The following is an 18,084-nucleotide window of genomic DNA, read 5'->3' as shown; positions in this document are numbered from 1 at the left end:
CCTCGATCGGCAGGGCGCCTTCTCTGTTTCTCCTGTGACCTCTACCTGGGCAGGCCCTGGTAGGCCGTCACTGCCTTCTCGAGCCGTTCGAGCGCGGCGCCGTAGGCGGCGAAGTCACCGCTCTGCTGGCTCTGCTTCATCTGGGCCAACGCGGCATCGAGTTCCGCGACGACGGCGTCACGGTCACCGGCGGGAACCGGGGGCGCCGGGGTCGCGGGCGCCTGACCCTGCTGGGTCGACGGCGGCGATCCCTCCGTTGTGCCCGTCGGCGCCGGGGCCGCGGCACCCGTTCCCGGACCGAAGACCTGATCCAGCGCCTCGGACAGCGTCGGCGCGTAGCCGACCCGGACGCTGTTGCTCGGTGGCGCCTCGCGGTAGCTCACCAGCACGCGGGACAGCTGCGGGAACGTCGAACTGTCCTGACTGGTCGAGTTCCGCTCCGTGTACATCGGTTCGATGTAGAGGATGCCGCCCTCGGCGATCGGCAACGTCAGCAGGTTGCCGTACTGGATGCGGTTCGACCGTTCGAGCAGTGTCCGCTCGGACGCCACCCGTGGGTCCGAGATCATCGAGTTCTGTGTCTGCTGCGGACCCTGCGTCGTCGTGTCGGTCGGCAACTGCAGAACGGTGATCTCGCCGTACTTCTCGGGATCGGACTGTGCCGAGATGTACGCCGACAGGAACTGCCGGTTGAAACCCACCATCGCGCTGGTCAGGTTGAACCTCGGGTCCGCCGACTCCGGGTCACCGACCGTCACGTAGTACGGCGGCTGGTTGGCCGTGGTTTCGATCGTCGGATCGCTCGGCACCGACCAGAAGGCGTTGTTCGTGAAGAACTCACGCGGATCGTCGACGTGGTACTTCGCGAGCATCTCCCGCTGGACCTTGAACAGATCCTCCGGGTAGCGGAAGTGCTGACGCAGGTCGTCGGGGACCGCGCTGCTCGGCTGCACCGTGCCGGGGAACACCTTCATCCATGCGTCGAGGACCGGATCGTTCTCGTCCACCTCGTACAGGGTCACCGTGCCGTCGTACGCGTCGACCGTGGCCTTGACCGAGTTCCGGATGTACGACACCTCCTTGCGCGGCAGCGGTCGACCCGTGGTCTGGTCGATGCTGTCCTCGACGAGACCGTCGAGTGACGTCCGCTGTGCGTACGGGTAGTTGTCGAGCGTCGTGTAGGCATCGACGATCCACTTGATCCGCCCGTCCACCACCGCCGGATACATGTTGCCGTCCGCGGTGAGCCACGGCGCCACCTTCGTCACCCGCTCGTGCGGGTCACGATTGAAGATGATCTTCGAGTCGGAGCCGATCGCGCTGGAGAACAGGATGTTCCGTTCCGCGTACTTGGCGGCGAAGGCAAGCCTGTTGAACCAGTTTCCGATCGAGACGCCGCCCTCACCGGTGTAGGTGTACTGGGAGGTGTCGGTGTCGTACTCGCGGGGCCCCTCTCCGTCGACGGCACCGACGATCGAGTAGTCCACGTCGGTGTCGGCGATGACCTCGCCGTAGTAGATGCGCGGCTGGTCCACCGGAATGACCTGATTGCCCGCCTGCTGCGAGGCGATGTCGCTGACCGTGTAGACGGGGTAGCCGCTGTTGGAGTTGGCGGCCTCCTCGGCGGAGTTCGACGCGGCCGCGTTGACCTTGTTGGCCGGCGCCGCGACGAATCCGTTCCCGTGCGTGTACACGGTGTGCCGGTTGATCCAGTCGGTCTGGTTACCGGTCAGGCTCCGCGGTGCCAGCTCACGCGCCGCGACGACGTAGTCGCGCTTCTCCCCGTCGACCTTGTAACGGTCGATGTCCAGTGCAGGCGGGAACCCGTAGAAGTTCTTCAGCTGCTGCTGCTGCGTGAACGTCGGCGAGAGCAGACCGGGATCGAGCAGACGCGCGTTCGCGATCGTCGTCTGGTCCGCGGGAATGTCGCGCGGCGACTTGGTGCTGTACCCCGGGTAGTCCTGATACGTCACCTGTTCGTCGGTGATGCCGTACGCCTCCCGGGTGGCGGCGATGTTCCGCTCGATGTACGCGCTCTCCTTGTCCGCGGCGTTGGGCCGGACCGAGAACTGCTCGACGACCAGCGGGTAGACCGCGCCGACGAGAATCGACGACAGCAGCAGCAGACCGGTCGCCATCGCGGGAATCCGGAGGTCGCGCAACACGATCGCCGCGAAGAACGTGATCGCACAGATCACCGCGATCGCCATCAGGATCAGCTTCGCGAGCAGCACCGCATTGACGTCGGTGTAGCTGGCGCCGGTGAACGTCGGCTCCTTGCGACTGCTCGAGAGCAACGAGTAACGATCCAGCCAGTAGGCAATCGCCTTGAGAAGGAAGAACGTACCTGCGAGCACAGCCAGCTGGATCCGCGCCGCGTTGCTCAACGCCCCTTCGCGACCGGCGAGCCTGATTCCACCGAACACGTAGTGCGTGACCAGGTTCGCGATGAACGCGAGGATGACCGCAACGAACAACCAGTTCAGGACGAACCGATAGAACGGCAGGTCGAACGCGTAGAAACCGACGTCGAGGTGGAACTGCGGATCCTGCTGGCCGAACGATCCACCGTGCAGGAACATCTGCACCGCAACCCAATTGGACTGCGCGACCAGTCCTGCGAGCGCACCGATCACGGCCGGTACGACGACACCGAACAGCTTGAGCCTGCTCATCACCGCCGTCCGGTACCGCGCGATGGGATCGTTGGGACCGACGTTGGGTACGAACACCGGGCGCGACCGGTAGGCGAGCAGCAGCCCCCCGAACACGGCGCCGCCGACGATCAGAGCGACGACGACGAACAGCGCGATCCGGGTGAGCAGGACCGTCGAGAACACCTCTCGGAATCCGACCTCACCGAACCACAGCCAGTTCGTGTAGCCACCGATCAGACGGGGCCCGATCAACAGTAGAACCGCCACGACGAGCGCCAATACCAACAACACTCGGCTCCGTCTGGACAACGACGGTAGTCCGGTGGGGGGCCGCATGCCCACGTCTCACACTCCGGTTGTTGGGCGGCGCGCCGGGCGGCCGCAGGGTGTTTTGTCCCACTCTACGTGGGCCGCCGAAGTGCGCACGGTCGGTCGTCCGGGTTGTCCGGATACGCGCCCGGAGTGCGAGGATGGTCGGGTGAACGACTTCGACGCCACCGACCACCAGGCCCCGATCTCCACCGACGCACTGATTCGGAGCGTCCAGGAGGTCGCAGCGCATGTGGGTGCCGACGGGTGGGGTCAACCGCCGAAGATGTTCGCGCTCGTCCCGACCGCCCAGATCGCGGTCGCCGAGCCGCACCTGCTCGATCAACTCGAGTCGGGCTCCGAACTCACTCCGATCGAGCAGCACCCACTCCCCGATGATCTGCACGGCGGCAGCGCGGCCCTCGAGGAGTACCTGGGCACCACCAGTTGGGCACCGGGTGTCGCCGGCTGCATGGTCGTCCAGGAGATCCTGGTGCTGCCGCCGAGCGCCGCGTCCGACCTCGACACGGCCGTCGACGCCGCACTCGGGCGCGACAACGCCGCCGACGACGTCATCCGCGCCGCGGCAGGCGCACACCCCGAACGTCGAGCCGCCCGCCTGATCGTCGCCGTCCTCCGCGACGGCCGGTCGGAAAGCGCACTGGCGCTGGCCCCCGAGGACGACGACGACCCGTTCGCCGAACCGGAACTGCGCACCGGCGACAACCTCGCCCCCGGCCTCGTCCACGCACTGCAGGCGACTCTCGAGGCCGACCCCGAAGACTGGTGACGCCACTCGGCAACCAGGGCCCTCCCCTACCGGTCAGCAGGCCGGCGCGTCGCCGCCGGTCTTCAGCGAGTCGAGGGCGTCGACGGCGCCGGTGAGGTCGTCGACGCGAACCAGGCGCAACCCGTCCGGCGCCTGCTGCTTCGCCTCGTCGCAGTTCTTCGACGGCACCAGGAATGTCGTCGCTCCCGCTTCCCGCGCGGCGACGAGCTTGTACGGGATGCCACCGATCGGTCCGACGTTGCCGTCCGAGTCGATGGTGCCGGTGCCCGCGACGAACTGTCCGCCGTTGACTTCGCCCGGGGAGAGCTTGTCGACCACCGCGAGGGCGAACATCAACCCGGCGGACGGTCCTCCGACTTCGGCGAGATTGAACTCGACGGTGAACGGGACGTCCGGCCGTTCGGTCGGGGTGATGCCGAGGTATCCGACGTCGGCGTGTCCGGGTCGGGCGCCGAGGGTGACCGGCACGGTCTGCTGCACTCCGTCACGTTCGACGACGACGGTGGCGACGGCGCCGGGCGCGAGGTCCGCGACGACCCGCTGCACTTCGCCGACGGTCCGGACCTCGGTGCCGTTGATGCTGATCAGTCGGTCGCCGACCTGCAGGGCGTCGTGCGACGGTCCGTCCTCCGCGACGTCGCTCACCTCCAGCGCGACGGGCTCGCCGAGGAAGTGCAGTGCGGCAAGTTCGGCAGACTCCTCGGACTGGGCGAAGTCGGCGGCGTTCTCCTCCTGGACCTCGTCTCGACTGCGGTCGGACGGGTACACCTCCTCGCGGGGCACGATGCCGTAGCGGCCGCTGACCCAGAAGCCGAACGCGTCGAAGATCGTCAGCCCGTCCCGCACGGACACGGTCGTCATGTTGAGGTTTCCCGTGGTGGGGTCCAGTTCGGTGCCGGTGATGGCGACGACCTGTTCGCCCTCGACCTCGCCGAGCGTGTTGAACGTCGGGCCGGGTCCGAGCGCCACGAACGGCACCTGCACCACCGTTCCGAGTCCGAGTAGCGCCACGACCGGAACGAGCGCCGCAACCAGAGTGACCAACCGTCGATTCACTCGGCCAGCGTAGAGGTCGGACGGACGTGTGCCCGGTCGCACCTGCCGGCGCGGTCCTCGGAGTGTCGGCACCGATGTTCGCGCTCGGCGTGATTTCTGCTGCCACTGCCGAGCGACGGGCCTTGTACCGTGGACGTATGAGCAATCTGCCGTTTGGTTTCTCGAGCTCCGACGACGACCCCGACCGCGACAAGAACACGGGTGGGGGCGGAACCGGCGGCGGCCCGGGTGGGATGCCGTTCGGATTCGGCGCGGAGGGTTTCGATCCCGCGTCGCTCGGGCAGATGCTCACCCAGTTCGGGCAGATGCTCAGCGGTATGGGGAGTTCGATGGGTACGGGCGGCCAGTCCGGGCCCGTCAACTACGAGGTCGCCAAGAAGCTGGCCCTGCAGCAGATCGGTTCGGTCACGCCCGTCTCGTCGACCACGGCGTCCGCGATCGCGGACTCCGCGCACCTCGCCGAATTGTGGCTCGACGGCGCCACCACCCTGCCCGCCGGTGCCACGCGCACCGTCGCCTGGACTCCGGTGGAGTGGCTGGAGAACACCCTCGACACCTGGAAGCGGCTCTGCGATCCGGTCGCCGAGCAGGTCTCGGGTATGTGGGTGTCGGGACTACCTGAAGAGGCCAAGCAGATGGCCGGGCCGATGCTCGGGATGATCGGCCAGATGGGCGGCCTCGCCTTCGGTTCCCAGGTCGGGCAGGCCCTCGGCCAGCTGGCGTCCGAGGTGTTGACCTCGACGGACATCGGCCTGCCGCTCGGCCCGAACGGGGTCGCGGCGCTGCTCCCGAGTGCGATCGAGAAGTTCAGCGACGGCCTGGAACAGCCCGATCGTGAGATCCTCGTCTTCCTCGCGGCCCGTGAAGCGGCCCATCAGCGGCTCTACGTCCACGTCCCGTGGCTTCGGCAGCAGTTGTTGTCGACCGTCGAGGAGTACGCCCGCGGCATCAAGATGGACTTCTCGGCGATCGAGGAGGCGGCCCAGAGCCTCGACCCGAACTCACTGTCCGATCCGTCGAAGATCGAGGAGTTGCTGCAGCAGGGCACCTTCGAACCGCAGACGACCCCCGAGCAGAAGCAGGCACTCGAGCGCCTCGAGACCCTGCTCGCACTGATCGAGGGATGGGTGGAGACGGTCGTCGCGCAGGCGCTCGGCGACCGGCTGCCCGGTGTCGGCGCGTTGAGCGAGACGTTGCGCCGTCGACGCGCGACGGGCGGACCTGCGGAACAGACGTTCGCGACTCTCGTCGGTCTCGAACTGCGCCCCCGCAAGGTTCGTGAGGCGGCCCAGCTCTGGCGTCAGGTCACCGATGCGGCGGGGATGGAGGGACGCGACGGCGTGTGGGCACATCCCGACCTGCTCCCCGATTCGAGCGACCTGGACAGCCCCGCCGGGTTCGTCGACCGCGTGGTCGGCGGTGGCACCAGCTCGTTCGACGATCCGATCGCGCAGCTCGAGGCGTTGCAGGCCCGCGAACGCGAAGAGCGCGAGGCCGGCCGGGACGCGGGCGAGGAACAGGGCGGCACCGACAATCCGAACAAGTAGCGACCGAGCAGGAAAGTCCAGTTCAGCGCGTCACAGCCCTGTGGACAACTGGGCTGTGACCGCGTTCGGCGTCGACGTCGACTGACACCCTGGCAGGCATGACCCGCCTGCTCGCCGACGACGCCCTCCTCGGCGCACCCCGACTCGATCCACGCACCCCCGTTCTCATCCGGCCCAGTGGCGCCGTTCAACTGGGGTGGGATCCGGAGAACGCGCTGCTGGTCCAACCGCCTCCGGGAGTGGACGCGGCCGCCCTGGCCGATCTCCTTCGGTTGCTCGACGGCCGACGCAGCCACGCGGCGATCGTGTGGGAGGCCGCTCGGGCGGGCATAGACGCCCCGGACATCGAGCAGATACTGGCCGAACTCTCGTCCGCGGGCGCCCTGCTGGCGCCGCTCTCGGATCGGGCGATGCGGGACACCCCGGTTCGCCAGATCCATGTGCACGGGCGAGGCCCCCTCGCAGACGGCATCGCTGCGATGCTCGGCGCCGGCCAGGTCGCGATCGCCCGTTCGGGGCCGGAACGGGCGGCGCAGACACCCGCGTTCCACCGTGCTGACTGTGTCGTCCTGGCCGACAACCTGGTGCCCGACCCGTGTACCGTCGCGGTCCTCATGGAGTCGGGCACGCCTCACCTTCCGGTGCGGCTGCGCGACGGACGCGGCGTGGTCGGCCCCCTGGTGCTGCCGGGCCGGACGAGTTGCCTGCGGTGCGGGGACCTGCACCGGACGGCTGCCGACCCCGAGTGGCCGCATCTCGCCGCCCAGCTTCTCGGGCGGGTCGGTTACGCCGAGCCCGGCACCATTCGGGCGACGGTCGCGCTCGCGGTGAGCGAGATCGGCATACTCCTCGCCGGTGACGCCGCGCGGGCGCCTGCCTCCCTGGACACGGCGCTCGAGTTCGACCTGCGGTCGGCACGCCTGCGGCGCAGGAAGTGGTCGCGCCGTTCGGAGTGTGGCTGCTCACCAGCGGTGTAGGCGAAGATTGGGATCGTCCGCCATGATGGGGGCGTGCCTGACATCCCCCGCCGCAGCTCAGCCCGCACCGCCAAACTCGCGAGCATCCCTCTGGGAATCGCGGGGCGCGCAGCGGTGGGCTTCGGACGCAAGCTGGCCGGCGGCGACCGGGACGAGATCGACGCGAAGCTGACGCAGCAGGCCGCCGAACAGCTGTTCACAGTTCTCGGTGAGCTCAAGGGCGGCGCCATGAAGCTGGGCCAGGCGTTGAGCGTCATGGAGGCCGCGGTCCCCGAGGAGTTCGCCGAGCCGTACCGGGACGCATTGACGAAGCTGCAGGCCGAGGCTCCCCCGCTGCCCGCCCGGAAGGTGCACCGGGTTCTCGACGAGCAGCTCGGGACCCGCTGGCGCGAGCGGTTCGCCCGTTTCGACGACGCACCGACCGCATCCGCGAGTGTCGGGCAGGTACACCGTGCGGTGTGGTCGGACGGGCGGGACGTCGCCGTGAAGGTCCAGTACCCCGGCGCCGACGAGGCACTGCGGTCCGACCTCAAGACCCTGTCCCGGATGGCGGGCATGTTCACTGCGGTGATGCCCGGTGTCGACGTCAAGCCGGTGCTGGACGAACTCTCCGCCCGGACGGAGGACGAACTCGACTACCGGATCGAGGCGAACAACCAGCGGGCGTTCGCCGCCGAGTTCGACGGCGACCCGCAGTTCGCTGTTCCGAAGGTGGTCGCCAGCGCACCGAAGGTGGTCGTGACGGAGTGGATGTCGGCGACACCGCTGTCGGCGATCATCGCGACCGGCACCGCCGAGCAGCGCAACACCGCGGGCGCTCGACTCGCGGAGTTCCACTTCGCGTCGCCCGCTCGGGTGGGTCTGCTGCACGGCGACCCACATCCCGGCAACTTCATGCTGCTCGACGACGGTCGCCTCGGCGTCCTCGACTTCGGTGCCTGCGCCCCGATGCCCGGCGGCCTGCCCCCGGTGCTCGGCCGGATGGTCCGGCTCGCTCTCGAAGAGCGGTTCAACGAGCTCACGGAACTGTTGCGCGCCAACGGTTTCGTGCTTCCCGGGCGGAACGTCACCGACGACGAGATCGCGAACTACCTGCGACCCTTCACCGATCCGATCCACACCGAGTCGTTCCACTTCACACGGTCGTGGCTGCAGCGGGCGGCAGGGACCGCGACCGACTTCTCCTCGGAGCACTTCCGGACCGCGCGCGCCCTCAACCTCCCGCCGGACTACGTGATGATCTTCCGGGTGCTGCTCGGATCTGTCGGCATCTGCGCGCAGCTCGACGCGGAGGCTCCGTACATGGGCATCCTCACGCGGTGGCTGCCCGGTTTCACGGAGGACGTGCGCCGGGCCGAGTAGCCCCGGACCCGTCCGCCCTCAGGATGCCCTGTCCGGCACCCGCATTCGGTCGACTGCCGGCGCCACCCAGGTGCGGAGGTAGTTTCGGAGTTCGACGCCGGATCGTGGCGGCCGACCGGGGTCGATGACGAAGGACTGCACGATCCGCAGCATGTGCTCGACGAGTTCGTCGAAGGCCGCGCCGGAGAGTCCCGCCTCGTCCCAGTCCACGCCGAACCGTTCGAGGATCGCGCGACCGAAGGTGAGCGCGGTGTCGGACGTGACCCCCGCGGAGAACGCGCTGGCACGTCCCTGCGCCAGCACCATGCCGAGGTACCGCTCCTCGGAGATCTGTTCGAGCGTGTACGCGATGCCTTCGACGACGGCGTCCGCTGGGTCACTGATGCCGTCGAGGTGGGCGGCGAGCAGGTCGAGGAAGGGCCCCACCTGGGCGACGGCGGTGGCGACGAGCAGCGCCTCAGCGGTGGGGAAGTAGCGGTAAACAGTCTGGCGGGTGACGCCGAGCCCGCGGGCGACGTCGGTGATGCTGATGTCGCCGCCGGTCCGGTCCAGTACGCGCCTGGCCTCGTCCAGGATGCGCGTGATCGCCTCGGCGTCGTCTGCCGGTGTGGCTCCGGACCACCCGTGTGTGCGCATCCCCGCTGATCCTCCGTCCGCCGCCGTCGTTCCGGGAACCCTACTCGGGCGGGTTCCCGCGATCCTCGACTAGACATTCACTACACATTGTATGGTCTGATTCTCCGACGACTCCAGAACGAAGGGCCTCGCTGATGTCGACCACGCACGACACCTCCACCGCCGGACTCACCGAAGAACTCACCCGCCGTGCACTGCGGCACGTCCTCGACCGCACGACCGACATGGCGCCGACGCCCCTGCAGGTGCCGCTGCACTACTACCGCGACCCGAAGATCACCGAGGTCGAGGAAGCGCAGATCCTGCGCCGCACCCCACTCGCGATCGTGCCGAGCGCCCAGATCGCGCAGCCCGACGACTACGTCGTCCGTTCCGTTCTCGGCGATTCGCTCCTGGTCACGCGTGACGGCGACGGCACCGCACACGTCTTCCTCAACTACTGCCGGCACCGCGGAGCGATGCCTGCCTGCGGATCGGGCAACGCCACCCGGTTCACCTGCCCGTACCACGCGTGGACGTACAAGAACACCGGAAAGCTGGTCGGCGTGCCCGGCAAGGACGGTTTCACCGGCATGAACCGCGACGACTACGGGCTGGTGGAGCTGCCCACCCAGGAGCGTCACGGATTCGTCTGGGCGGTCCTCACCGCAGGCGAATCCATCGATGTCGACGCACATCTCGGGGACATGGGTCCCGAACTCGCCCGGTTCGAGTACGCGTCCTACGGCTACCACGACCAGCGGGAGTTCGAGTCGGACGTCAGCTGGAAGGGCGCGCTCGAGGCGTTCGCCGAGAGCTACCACTTCCCGTTCGTCCACTCGGAGAGCGTGATCGGCCAGAACACCGTCGCGAACACCTCCGTCCACGACAGTTTCGGCAGGCACCACCGAATGGGTTTCCCGTTCAACTGGATCGCCGACCTGGACACCAACGCGGACGGTACGTGGGATCCGATCGCGAACATGGGAGTGATCTACTGGATCTACCCGAACCTGATCCTCGCGAACAGTCCCGTCGGGGTCGAGGTGCTCGACATGCTTCCGGCGGGCTCCCCGACGCGCTGCACCCTGCGGCACAGCTGGATGGCCAAGTACCCCGCGACCACGGACGAGCAGCGCGCCCTCTACGACACCGTCTTCGGGCAGGTCCACGCCGCCGTCCGCGACGAGGACTTCGCGATGCTGCCGCAGTGCGGCGAGGGCGTGCGCCGGGGCCAGCACGACCACATGATCATCGGCCGCAACGAGATCGGCGTGCAGCACATGATCAAGACGTTCGCGTCCGAACTCGGTGTGGCACTCGGATGAACGACCGATCAACACCACCACGGCCCCGCCAACTCGACTCCCCCGTTCTGCCGAGAATCTTCAAACACGTCGGCCGATGCCAGGTGTGGCTCTACCGCCGCACCGGGGGACGGATCGGCGGCACGTGGCGCATCGGCGCCGGATTCCGCAAACCCGTCCCGACACTGCTGCTCGAGCACCGAGGGCGCAGGTCCAGCACCGTCTACACCACTCCCCTGCTCTACATCGAAGACGGGGCCGACGTCGTGGTGGTGGCCTCGCAGGGCGGTCTGCCGAAACACCCGCAGTGGTACCGCAATCTGTGTGCGAATCCGGACGCCCGCGTCCAGATCCGCAGGCGATGCAGCGACGTCACCGCAGAGACGGCCGGTCCCGAACAGCGCGCCCGATTGTGGCCTCTGCTCGTCGACGCCTACGCCGACTTCGACACCTATCAGTCGTGGACCGAGCGGGAGATCCCGGTCGTCGTCCTGCGCCGGCGCGCGGGCTGAATAGACTGGGCGATCGTGCGGATTGCGACATTCAACATCAACGGGATCCGCGCCGCGCAGCGCCGCGGCTTCGAACAGTGGCTACGCGAGCGGGAACCGGACGTCGTCGCACTGCAGGAGATGCGTGCGCCCGCGGCCGCGATCCCGCCCGACGTGTTCGGCCCGTACCACCTGTCCTACGACGAGGGGGTGATCCCCGGACGCAACGGGGTCGCCATTCTCACCCGCCGGGCACCTGCGGCGGTGCGGACGTGGACGGGATCGGCGTTGGTGCGCTCGCCCGACGAAATCCATACCCACGCAGTCCAACTCGATCCCGTCACCCTGGCGCGAGGACTACGTGAGTTCGCCACCGAGGGCCGCTACATCGAGGTGGACCTAGCCGACTCACCGATCACCGTCGCCTCCCTGTACCTCCCGAAGGGCGGACTACCCGCGCACCTGCAGAAACCGGGTCGCATGCGGGAAGCGCCGGACGGCGGCGCCCGCTACGACCGCAAGATGCGTTTCCTCGACGCGTTCGCGCGGCAACTGACCCGGTCCCGCCGCGACGCCCGCGCCCGGGGTCGGGAGTTGCTCCTGATGGGCGATCTCAACATCGCACACACGCGATTCGACGTGCGGAACTGGAGGCGCAGCAACCAGGCCGAGGGATTTCTCCCCGAAGAACGGGCCTGGTTCGACTCACTGCTGTCGCCCCGCACCCTCGTCGACGTCGTGCGGACGACATACCCGGACGTCGACGGACCGTACTCGTGGTGGTCCTGGCTGGGGCAGTCGTTCGCCAACGACACCGGCTGGCGCATCGACTACCACCTCGCGACGCCCGCGTTGGCACGATCGGCCGCCGCGGCGGGCACCGACCGCGAACCGTCGGCGGACCGGCGGATCAGCGACCACGCCGCAGTGGTCGTGGACTACGACCTGAGCGCCGCCGGGTTGGTGTGAACGGATCGTTCGGTCCCTCGGAGGGTCCGAACGATCCGTTCACCCCTGCGGGTCACGCGCAGACGGCAACCTTTCGGGGCCGTCCGCGGGGACGCTTGCGGGCGATGACGACGCCGTGGTCGAGGATCTCCCCGCCCCACACGCCCCACGGCTCGGCTCGGTCGAGTGCCGCGCTGAGGCAGCGAGACCGGACCGGGCACGCCGCGCACAGAGACTTGGCGAGTTCCAGTTCGGCGGGGGTTTCGCCGAACCAGAGGTCGGGATTGTCGGCACGGCAAGGCAATTCGCGCTGCACCGGCCCGGGGGTGGTGGGTTCGGTGATGGTGCGGACTGTCGCGGTGGACACGTCGTGCTCCTTACGGACTTGTCGAGGTTTGGGTGGTGCAAACCGGTGACCCGTCCTGGAGCGAGTCCTCCGCCTGGGAGAACTGTCCGAGAAACAAGAACGGCCACGGTCCGCTGGGGCGTCCGTGGCCTGGTGGAGAGAACTACCGAGTGTGGTCTCGGCTTCCGATCCGGGGCACGGACTTGGGGGCTGCTGCCTTGAGCGCTGCTGCCTTGGGGCGACGGCGGACGACGCGCGTGAGCGCTTCCCCCGACCACGGGGCAACGGGCAGGTGAGCGGCGGCATTGATCGCGACAGGTGCATAGCCCTGCATGCCGGCTGGCGCCTGAGCGCTGCTGATCCGATCGATCATCGGTCCGATCACCTCCTGTCCCATTCGTGACGGCGTCGCCCTGCGACACCTGTCGTCCCACTTCCCGGTGACGCGTGCGCGTCCGTCCGGCCTGACATGACGGCGGGCCACTGCCCACAACGTCGGAAACCAGGGTAGGCGCTACCGCCGGAAGCGCACAACCTATTTTCTACCTGCGGTTTTGTTTCTTCATCACACGTCGTCGGCGAAACTGAGCTGGGCGACGGCGACGGGGTCCTCGCCGCGGACCACCGCGAGCACGTCGGACCCGAACCGTTCGAGCTTCTTCGCGCCGATGCCCGGAATCGCGACGAGTGCACTGTCGTCACCGGGCTGCTGCTCCGCGATCGCGATCAACGTCGTGTCGCTGAACACGACGAACGCAGGCACCTTCATCGCCAGCGACTTCTCCTTGCGCCACGCCTTGAGCGCGTCGAAAAGCGCGGCGTCGAGGTTCGACGGGCAACTCTGGCAACGGCCCAGCATCGTCGTCGCCGCATCCTGTAGGTGCTTGCCGCAGACCCGGCACCGCGGCCGCTTCTTCTGCTGCGCGGCAGGGGCCGCGATCCGTGAGGCAGGCGAGTCGTCGGGGACGAGGTCGAGGAGGAAGCGCGACCGCCGGCGGGACCGGCGTCCGCCCGCGTTGCGAGCCAACGCCCACGACAGCTGCAGATGTTCGCGGGCACGCGTCACCCCGACATACAGCAGGCGGCGTTCCTCCTCCACCGCGGCTTCGTCCGGCGGAGTCGACTTGTCCCCCAACGCATGTTGGATCGGCATGGTGCCGTCGGCGAGGCCCGCCAGGAACACCGCATCCCATTCGAGGCCCTTCGCGGCGTGCAGCGACGCCAGCGTCACGCCCTGCACCGTCGGAGGATGCCTGGCCTCGGCGCGGGCCGCGAGGTCGCGCAGCAGAGCGGCGAGGTCGAGGTCGGGTTCGTGGGTGAGCAGTTCCTCCGTCAGCTCGACGAGAGCCCTCAGGGACGCCCACTTCTCGCGTGCCTGCGCGCCCGACGGCTCGGTGTCCGTCAGGCCCATCGGCACGAGCACGGCCCGCACCAGCGTCACCAGTGCCGCACCCCGATCGGCGCCGTCGGGCAGGTCGTCACGGGCAGCAGCCTGACGCAGGGCGGACACCGCCTGCCGCACCTCCGGTCGGGTGAAGAAGCCCTCGCCACCGCGCACCTGGAACGGGATCCCGAGCTCCGTCAACGCCTGCTCGTGAGCCTCCGACTGCGCGTTGATGCGGTACAGGACCGCGATCTCCGCGGCGGGCGTTCCGGAGTCGATGAGCTGCTTGATCCGCGCGGCGATCGCCGCGGCCTCGGCCGGTTCGTCGTCGAACTCCGCGAACGTCGGCTCGGGGCCTGCCGGACGCTGACCGATCAGCTGCAGCCGGGTACCGGCGATCCGGCCGCGGGCCGCCCCGATGACGCGGTTCGCCAACGACACCACCTCCGGCGTCGAGCGGTAGTCGCGTTCGAGCCGGACCACCGTCGCGTCGGGGAACCGCCGGGAGAAGTCCAGCAGATAGCGCGGCGTGGCCCCGGTGAAGGAGTAGATGGTCTGGTTCGCGTCGCCGACGACGGTGAGGTCGTCACGGTCGCCGAGCCAGGCGTCGAGCACGCGTTGCTGCAGCGGCGTGACGTCCTGGTACTCGTCGACGACGAAGCAGCGGTACCGTTCACGGAACTCCTGCGCGACTCCGGGATGGTCCTCCAGCGCGATCGCCGTGTGCAACAGCAGGTCGTCGAAGTCGAGCATCATCGTCTCGCCGCGCATCTTGAGCGACTCGTAGGCGGCGTACGCCTCCCCAACCTTCGCGGGATCGGCAGGCGCGTCACGCCGAACTCGGGCCACCGCCGCCGGGTAGTCCTCCGGCGCGATCAGCGACGCCTTCGACCACTCGATCTCGCCTGCGAGATCGCGCACACTGTCGGTGCTGGTGGACAGCCCGACCCGGTTCGCTGCCTGCGCGACGACCGCGAACTTGCGGTCGATCAGCTCCCACGAGGTGTCCCCGACGACCTGCGGCCAGAAGTATCGCAGCTGTCGCAGCGCGGCGGCGTGGAAGGTGCGGGCCTGCACCTGGTTGGCACCCTCGCCGATACCGAGCCCACGTAGTCGCGACCGCATCTCACCCGCCGCTCGCGCGGTGAACGTGACGGCGAGAACCTGCCCGGCGGCGACGTGCCCGTCCGCGACGAGACGCGCGATGCGATGGGTGATGGTGCGGGTCTTGCCTGTACCCGCGCCTGCCAGCACGCACACCGGACCACGGGGTGCCAGGACGGCTGCCGACTGCTGCGGATCGAGTCCTGATGAGTCCGCTGCGTCTGCTGCCATGCCGTCCATCATGGCAGGGCCGTCCGACACGTCGGCAGCGCCTGCGGCGCCCGCACGCGATTTTCGGCCTTGCTGGGGTGAAGATCACTCACGGTTGCGGAACATCGGGCATGGCCGTGGTGTTGTATCCCCCGTGACTGCTACCGAGACCGCCACCGCCCTGACCATCTACTCGACCACCTGGTGCGGGTACTGCCGACGCCTCAAGAAGCAACTCGACGAGAACGGCATCGGCTACGTCGAGATCGACATCGAGGACGATCCCGCGTCGGCCGAGTTCGTCGGCAGCGTCAACGGCGGTAACCACGTCGTCCCGACCGTGAAGTTCGCCGACGGCAGCACAGCCACAAACCCGTCGCTGGTAGAGGTCAAGAAGGCCCTCGGCCTCTGACGCCGGCTATTTCGCCCACGCTTCGAGCATGCCTCGGGCGATCGACACCGAGCCCGGAACGAGGAGGCGTGCGTCGGCGGGGGACGTCCAGTCCCCCAGACGCAGTGCGGCGCGCACCTCCTCGCGTTCGAACCAGTGTGCCTCGGCGATCTCTCCGTCCTTGAACAGCAGTGGTGCGTCCGGATCGGCGATCGCGGAGAACCCGATCATCACCGACCGCGGGAACGGCCACGGCTGGCTCCCGAGGTAGCGAATGTCCCGGACGACCAGTCCGACTTCCTCTTCGATCTCCCGCGCGACGCAGGACTCCAGCGACTCGCCCGCTTCGACGAATCCGGCGAGGACCGAGAACCTGCGCTCGGGCCACGTTCCGTTGCGCGCCAGCAGCACCCGGTCGGCGCCGTCGTGGACGAGGCAGATCACGGCCGGGTCGGTGCGGGGGAACTCTTCGTGGCCGGTGCTCGTGCTGTGGCGTGACCATCCCGCCATGGTCGGCGTCGTCGGTGATCCGTCGAGCGCGCTGAATCCGGCGGCGTCGTGCCAGCCGAGTACCGCAACCGCGGTGGTCAGCAGACCCGCACTCGAGTCGTCGAGTTGGTGACCGATCATCCTGAGGTCGGCGAGTTCACCGATCATCGCGGGAACACGCACTGCCCACAGGTGGGTGCCGTCGTCGCGGCGACCGAGGAACACCGCACCGGACACCGGTTCCGTTCCGAGGGACGACGCCTGGTCGAGCACCAGCTCGACGCCGTCGACGCGCACCTGGCCACGATGGTTGACCCGCAGCACCTGTGCGTCGGCCCACCCGGCCCGCAACGCGTCGGTGTCGGACCGCAATTCCTCCGCACGGTCCAACGCCGAACGGGAGAGCAACGGGACCTCGGACATCACGAATTCAGCCACGCGCACCACAGTAGGGCGTGCGCCGGAGAACTCGTCCGGCGCGCCCCGACGACTGTCGGTTTCAGACGCGTCGGATGTACAGAAGGCGGTCGTCCGCCTCGACCGAGTCGACTTCCGGTGACCCGACACGGACGAGGCGTCCGTCCCGCACGACCGCGAGCACGATGTCGGACAGGTGCCGCGGAGACCCACCGATCTCGTCGTGCTCCACTTCCCGTTCCGCTATGGCGAATCCGGCCTCGGGGGTGAGCAGGTCCTCGATCATCTCCACCACCGTCGGGGTGGTGCGGGCGATGCCGAGCAGGCGTCCCGCCGTCTCCGAGGACACGACCACCGAATCGGCACCGGACTGCCGGAGCAGATGCGCATTGTCGGTTTCACGGATCGCGGCGACGATCTTCGCCTTCGGGCCGACCTCGCGCGCCGTCAGCGTCACGAGGACCGCGGTGTCGTCACGGTTCGCCGCGACGATCACCGATGCGGCGTGCTGGACGCCGGCAAGGCGAAGCACCTCCGACTTGGTCGCGGACCCCAGGACGGTGACGAGACCGAGGGAGGCCGCGGAATCCAGGACGGTCTGATCGGTGTCCACGACGACGATGTCGGCCGGCTTGATGCCGTCGCCGAGCATCGCATCGACAGCGGTCCGGCCCTTGGTGCCGTATCCGACAACGACGGTGTGGTTGCGCACTGCATTCCTCCAACGCTGAATCTTGAACGCCTGGCGGGACCGCTCGGTGAGCACCGACAGCGTGGTACCGACCAGGATGATGAGGAACAGGACCCGAAGCGGCGTGATCACGAGGACGTTGATCAGGCGCGCACTCGGTGTGATCGGAGTGATGTCGCCGTACCCGGTGGTCGAGAGTGACACCGTGGCGTAGTAGAGGCAGTCCAGGAACGACAGCGGGTTTTCCTGGGCGTCGCGGTAGCCGTCCCGGTCCAGATAGATCACGAACACGGCGAGGAACAGGACCCCCACGGCCATCATGACGCGACGGAAGATCAGGTTGAACGGGCTGCGCATCGCCTCGGGGATCCGCAGGACACCGACCAGCGCGAAATCGGGCCGCTCGGTCAGGTTCTCCTGATCTTGGAACCGCTGGCGGAACTTACCGGCCATGGATGGGACTCCCGTTCGCAGACATCGGCTCGGAGCCTAGCCAACGACGGGCCCGGTGCGCGCCGGACCACGCGGGCAGGATCGGACCGACAGTAACGGACGTGACCTCCGCACGCGATTCACTGGCGTTGCCGCGCCCGGTCCAGCAGGGTGGTGGCATGAAGATCTCACCCGCTCCCGCGCTCGCCGCACTGTTTCTCGGTGCGGGCACACTCCATTTCGTCACGCCGAAGCCGTTCGACTCCATCGTTCCGCGCCGCCTCCCCGGCGGCGCCCGCGCCTACACCTACGCCTCCGGTGTCGCCGAGATCGCGGTCGGCACGGCACTCGCGATCCCGCGCACCCGCGGCCTCGGCGGCACTCTCGCCGCGGCGCTGCTGGTGGCCGTCTTCCCGGCCAACGTGCAGATGGCTGTCGACTGGGTGCGCAGCGACAAGATCAGCACCCCGCTCAAGGTGGTGGCCCTTGCACGCCTTCCCCTGCAGCTTCCGATGATCGCCGCCGCCGTGAAGGTCCGTCGCACCGCGGCGTGATCGGGTG

At 68.4% G+C, this 18,084-nt stretch carries 17 protein-coding genes; 9 read left to right on the top strand and 8 right to left on the bottom strand.

The genetic code is table 11. The features are described from left to right. Nucleotides 1-41: 41 nt before the first annotated feature. A complete protein-coding gene (locus tag RHCRD62_RS10975; RefSeq protein WP_050064749.1) occupies nucleotides 42-2,999 on the bottom strand; it encodes a UPF0182 family protein in 2,958 nt (985 codons plus the stop codon). 136 nt (nucleotides 3,000-3,135) lie between these two features. Here RHCRD62_RS10975 and RHCRD62_RS10970 point away from each other — a divergent pair, with 136 nt between their 5' ends. After that, a complete protein-coding gene (locus RHCRD62_RS10970) occupies nucleotides 3,136-3,756 on the top strand; it encodes a PPA1309 family protein (RefSeq protein WP_050064748.1) in 621 nt (206 codons plus the stop codon). A 33-nt stretch (nucleotides 3,757-3,789) separates the two neighbouring features. Here the strand turns inward: RHCRD62_RS10970 and RHCRD62_RS10965 are convergent, their stop codons facing one another. Next, nucleotides 3,790-4,812: a YlbL family protein gene (locus RHCRD62_RS10965; protein WP_050064747.1), complete on the bottom strand. Its 1,023-nt coding sequence runs from the start codon at nucleotides 4,810-4,812 to the stop codon at nucleotides 3,790-3,792. Between the two features lie 137 nt (nucleotides 4,813-4,949). Between RHCRD62_RS10965 and RHCRD62_RS10960 the strand changes: the two genes are divergently transcribed. The 3 genes from RHCRD62_RS10960 to RHCRD62_RS10950 all read left to right on the top strand — a co-directional run bounded on the left by RHCRD62_RS10960 (nucleotide 4,950) and on the right by RHCRD62_RS10950 (nucleotide 8,698). After that, nucleotides 4,950-6,359 carry a zinc-dependent metalloprotease gene (locus tag RHCRD62_RS10960; RefSeq protein WP_050065218.1) on the top strand — a complete coding sequence of 470 codons (1,410 nt, stop codon included), beginning with the start codon at nucleotides 4,950-4,952 and terminating at the stop codon, nucleotides 6,357-6,359. A gap of 98 nt (nucleotides 6,360-6,457) precedes the next feature. After that, a complete protein-coding gene (locus RHCRD62_RS10955; protein WP_050064746.1) occupies nucleotides 6,458-7,336 on the top strand; it encodes a TOMM precursor leader peptide-binding protein in 879 nt (292 codons plus the stop codon). 33 nt (nucleotides 7,337-7,369) lie between these two features. Continuing rightward, complete coding sequence (locus RHCRD62_RS10950; protein WP_050064745.1) at nucleotides 7,370-8,698, top strand: ABC1 kinase family protein; 1,329 nt, start codon at nucleotides 7,370-7,372, stop codon at nucleotides 8,696-8,698. A gap of 18 nt (nucleotides 8,699-8,716) precedes the next feature. On the opposite strand, the gene RHCRD62_RS10945 is transcribed toward RHCRD62_RS10950, so the two are convergent. Continuing rightward, nucleotides 8,717-9,334: a TetR/AcrR family transcriptional regulator gene (locus RHCRD62_RS10945; protein WP_050064744.1), complete on the bottom strand. Its 618-nt coding sequence runs from the start codon at nucleotides 9,332-9,334 to the stop codon at nucleotides 8,717-8,719. 134 nt (nucleotides 9,335-9,468) lie between these two features. On the opposite strand from RHCRD62_RS10945, the gene RHCRD62_RS10940 reads away from it, so the two are divergent. From RHCRD62_RS10940 to RHCRD62_RS10930, 3 genes are read left to right on the top strand one after another with little or no spacing between them, the layout of a single operon-like run. Continuing rightward, nucleotides 9,469-10,641, top strand: a complete 1,173-nt coding sequence (locus RHCRD62_RS10940; RefSeq protein ID WP_050064743.1) for an aromatic ring-hydroxylating oxygenase subunit alpha — start codon at nucleotides 9,469-9,471, stop codon at nucleotides 10,639-10,641. Further along, nucleotides 10,638-11,132, top strand: a complete 495-nt coding sequence (locus RHCRD62_RS10935) for a nitroreductase family deazaflavin-dependent oxidoreductase (RefSeq protein WP_050064742.1) — start codon at nucleotides 10,638-10,640, stop codon at nucleotides 11,130-11,132. The genes RHCRD62_RS10940 and RHCRD62_RS10935 overlap by 4 nt, the downstream gene beginning before the upstream one ends. A 15-nt stretch (nucleotides 11,133-11,147) precedes the next feature. Then, on the top strand, nucleotides 11,148-12,080 hold the full coding sequence (locus tag RHCRD62_RS10930; RefSeq protein WP_050064741.1) for an exodeoxyribonuclease III: 933 nt from the start codon (nucleotides 11,148-11,150) through the stop codon (nucleotides 12,078-12,080). Nucleotides 12,081-12,132: 52 nt separating this feature from the next. Here RHCRD62_RS10930 and RHCRD62_RS10925 read toward each other — a convergent pair whose 3' ends face one another. From RHCRD62_RS10925 to RHCRD62_RS10915, 3 genes are all read right to left on the bottom strand, one after another. Next, on the bottom strand, nucleotides 12,133-12,426 hold the full coding sequence (locus RHCRD62_RS10925; protein WP_084734195.1) for a WhiB family transcriptional regulator: 294 nt from the start codon (nucleotides 12,424-12,426) through the stop codon (nucleotides 12,133-12,135). A gap of 142 nt (nucleotides 12,427-12,568) precedes the next feature. Beyond that, the gene (locus RHCRD62_RS10920) at nucleotides 12,569-12,778 is read right to left on the bottom strand and encodes a hypothetical protein (RefSeq protein ID WP_137874434.1); all 210 of its coding nucleotides are present in this window, start codon (nucleotides 12,776-12,778) and stop codon (nucleotides 12,569-12,571) included. 192 nt (nucleotides 12,779-12,970) lie between these two features. Next, the gene (locus RHCRD62_RS10915; protein WP_050064739.1) at nucleotides 12,971-15,136 is read right to left on the bottom strand and encodes an ATP-dependent DNA helicase UvrD2; all 2,166 of its coding nucleotides are present in this window, start codon (nucleotides 15,134-15,136) and stop codon (nucleotides 12,971-12,973) included. A 121-nt stretch (nucleotides 15,137-15,257) separates the two neighbouring features. On the opposite strand from RHCRD62_RS10915, the gene RHCRD62_RS10910 reads away from it, so the two are divergent. Then, on the top strand, nucleotides 15,258-15,515 hold the full coding sequence (locus RHCRD62_RS10910) for a mycoredoxin (RefSeq protein ID WP_050064738.1): 258 nt from the start codon (nucleotides 15,258-15,260) through the stop codon (nucleotides 15,513-15,515). Nucleotides 15,516-15,521: 6 nt separating this feature from the next. On the opposite strand, the gene nudC is transcribed toward RHCRD62_RS10910, so the two are convergent. Both nudC and RHCRD62_RS10900 read right to left on the bottom strand, forming a co-directional pair. Then, nucleotides 15,522-16,421, bottom strand: a complete 900-nt coding sequence (nudC, locus tag RHCRD62_RS10905) for an NAD(+) diphosphatase (RefSeq protein ID WP_157050879.1) — start codon at nucleotides 16,419-16,421, stop codon at nucleotides 15,522-15,524. A gap of 61 nt (nucleotides 16,422-16,482) precedes the next feature. Then, a complete protein-coding gene (locus RHCRD62_RS10900; RefSeq protein WP_050064737.1) occupies nucleotides 16,483-17,544 on the bottom strand; it encodes a potassium channel family protein in 1,062 nt (353 codons plus the stop codon). Between the two features lie 158 nt (nucleotides 17,545-17,702). Here RHCRD62_RS10900 and RHCRD62_RS10895 point away from each other — a divergent pair, with 158 nt between their 5' ends. Further along, nucleotides 17,703-18,077 carry a DoxX family protein gene (locus RHCRD62_RS10895; RefSeq protein ID WP_050065215.1) on the top strand — a complete coding sequence of 125 codons (375 nt, stop codon included), beginning with the start codon at nucleotides 17,703-17,705 and terminating at the stop codon, nucleotides 18,075-18,077. The last annotated feature ends 7 nt before the right edge of the window (nucleotides 18,078-18,084 follow it).

Source organism: Rhodococcus sp. RD6.2 (genome assembly GCF_001040705.1).
Taxonomy (GTDB): domain Bacteria; phylum Actinomycetota; class Actinomycetes; order Mycobacteriales; family Mycobacteriaceae; genus Rhodococcus_G.
This window is presented reverse-complemented; position numbering and strand designations above follow the sequence as displayed.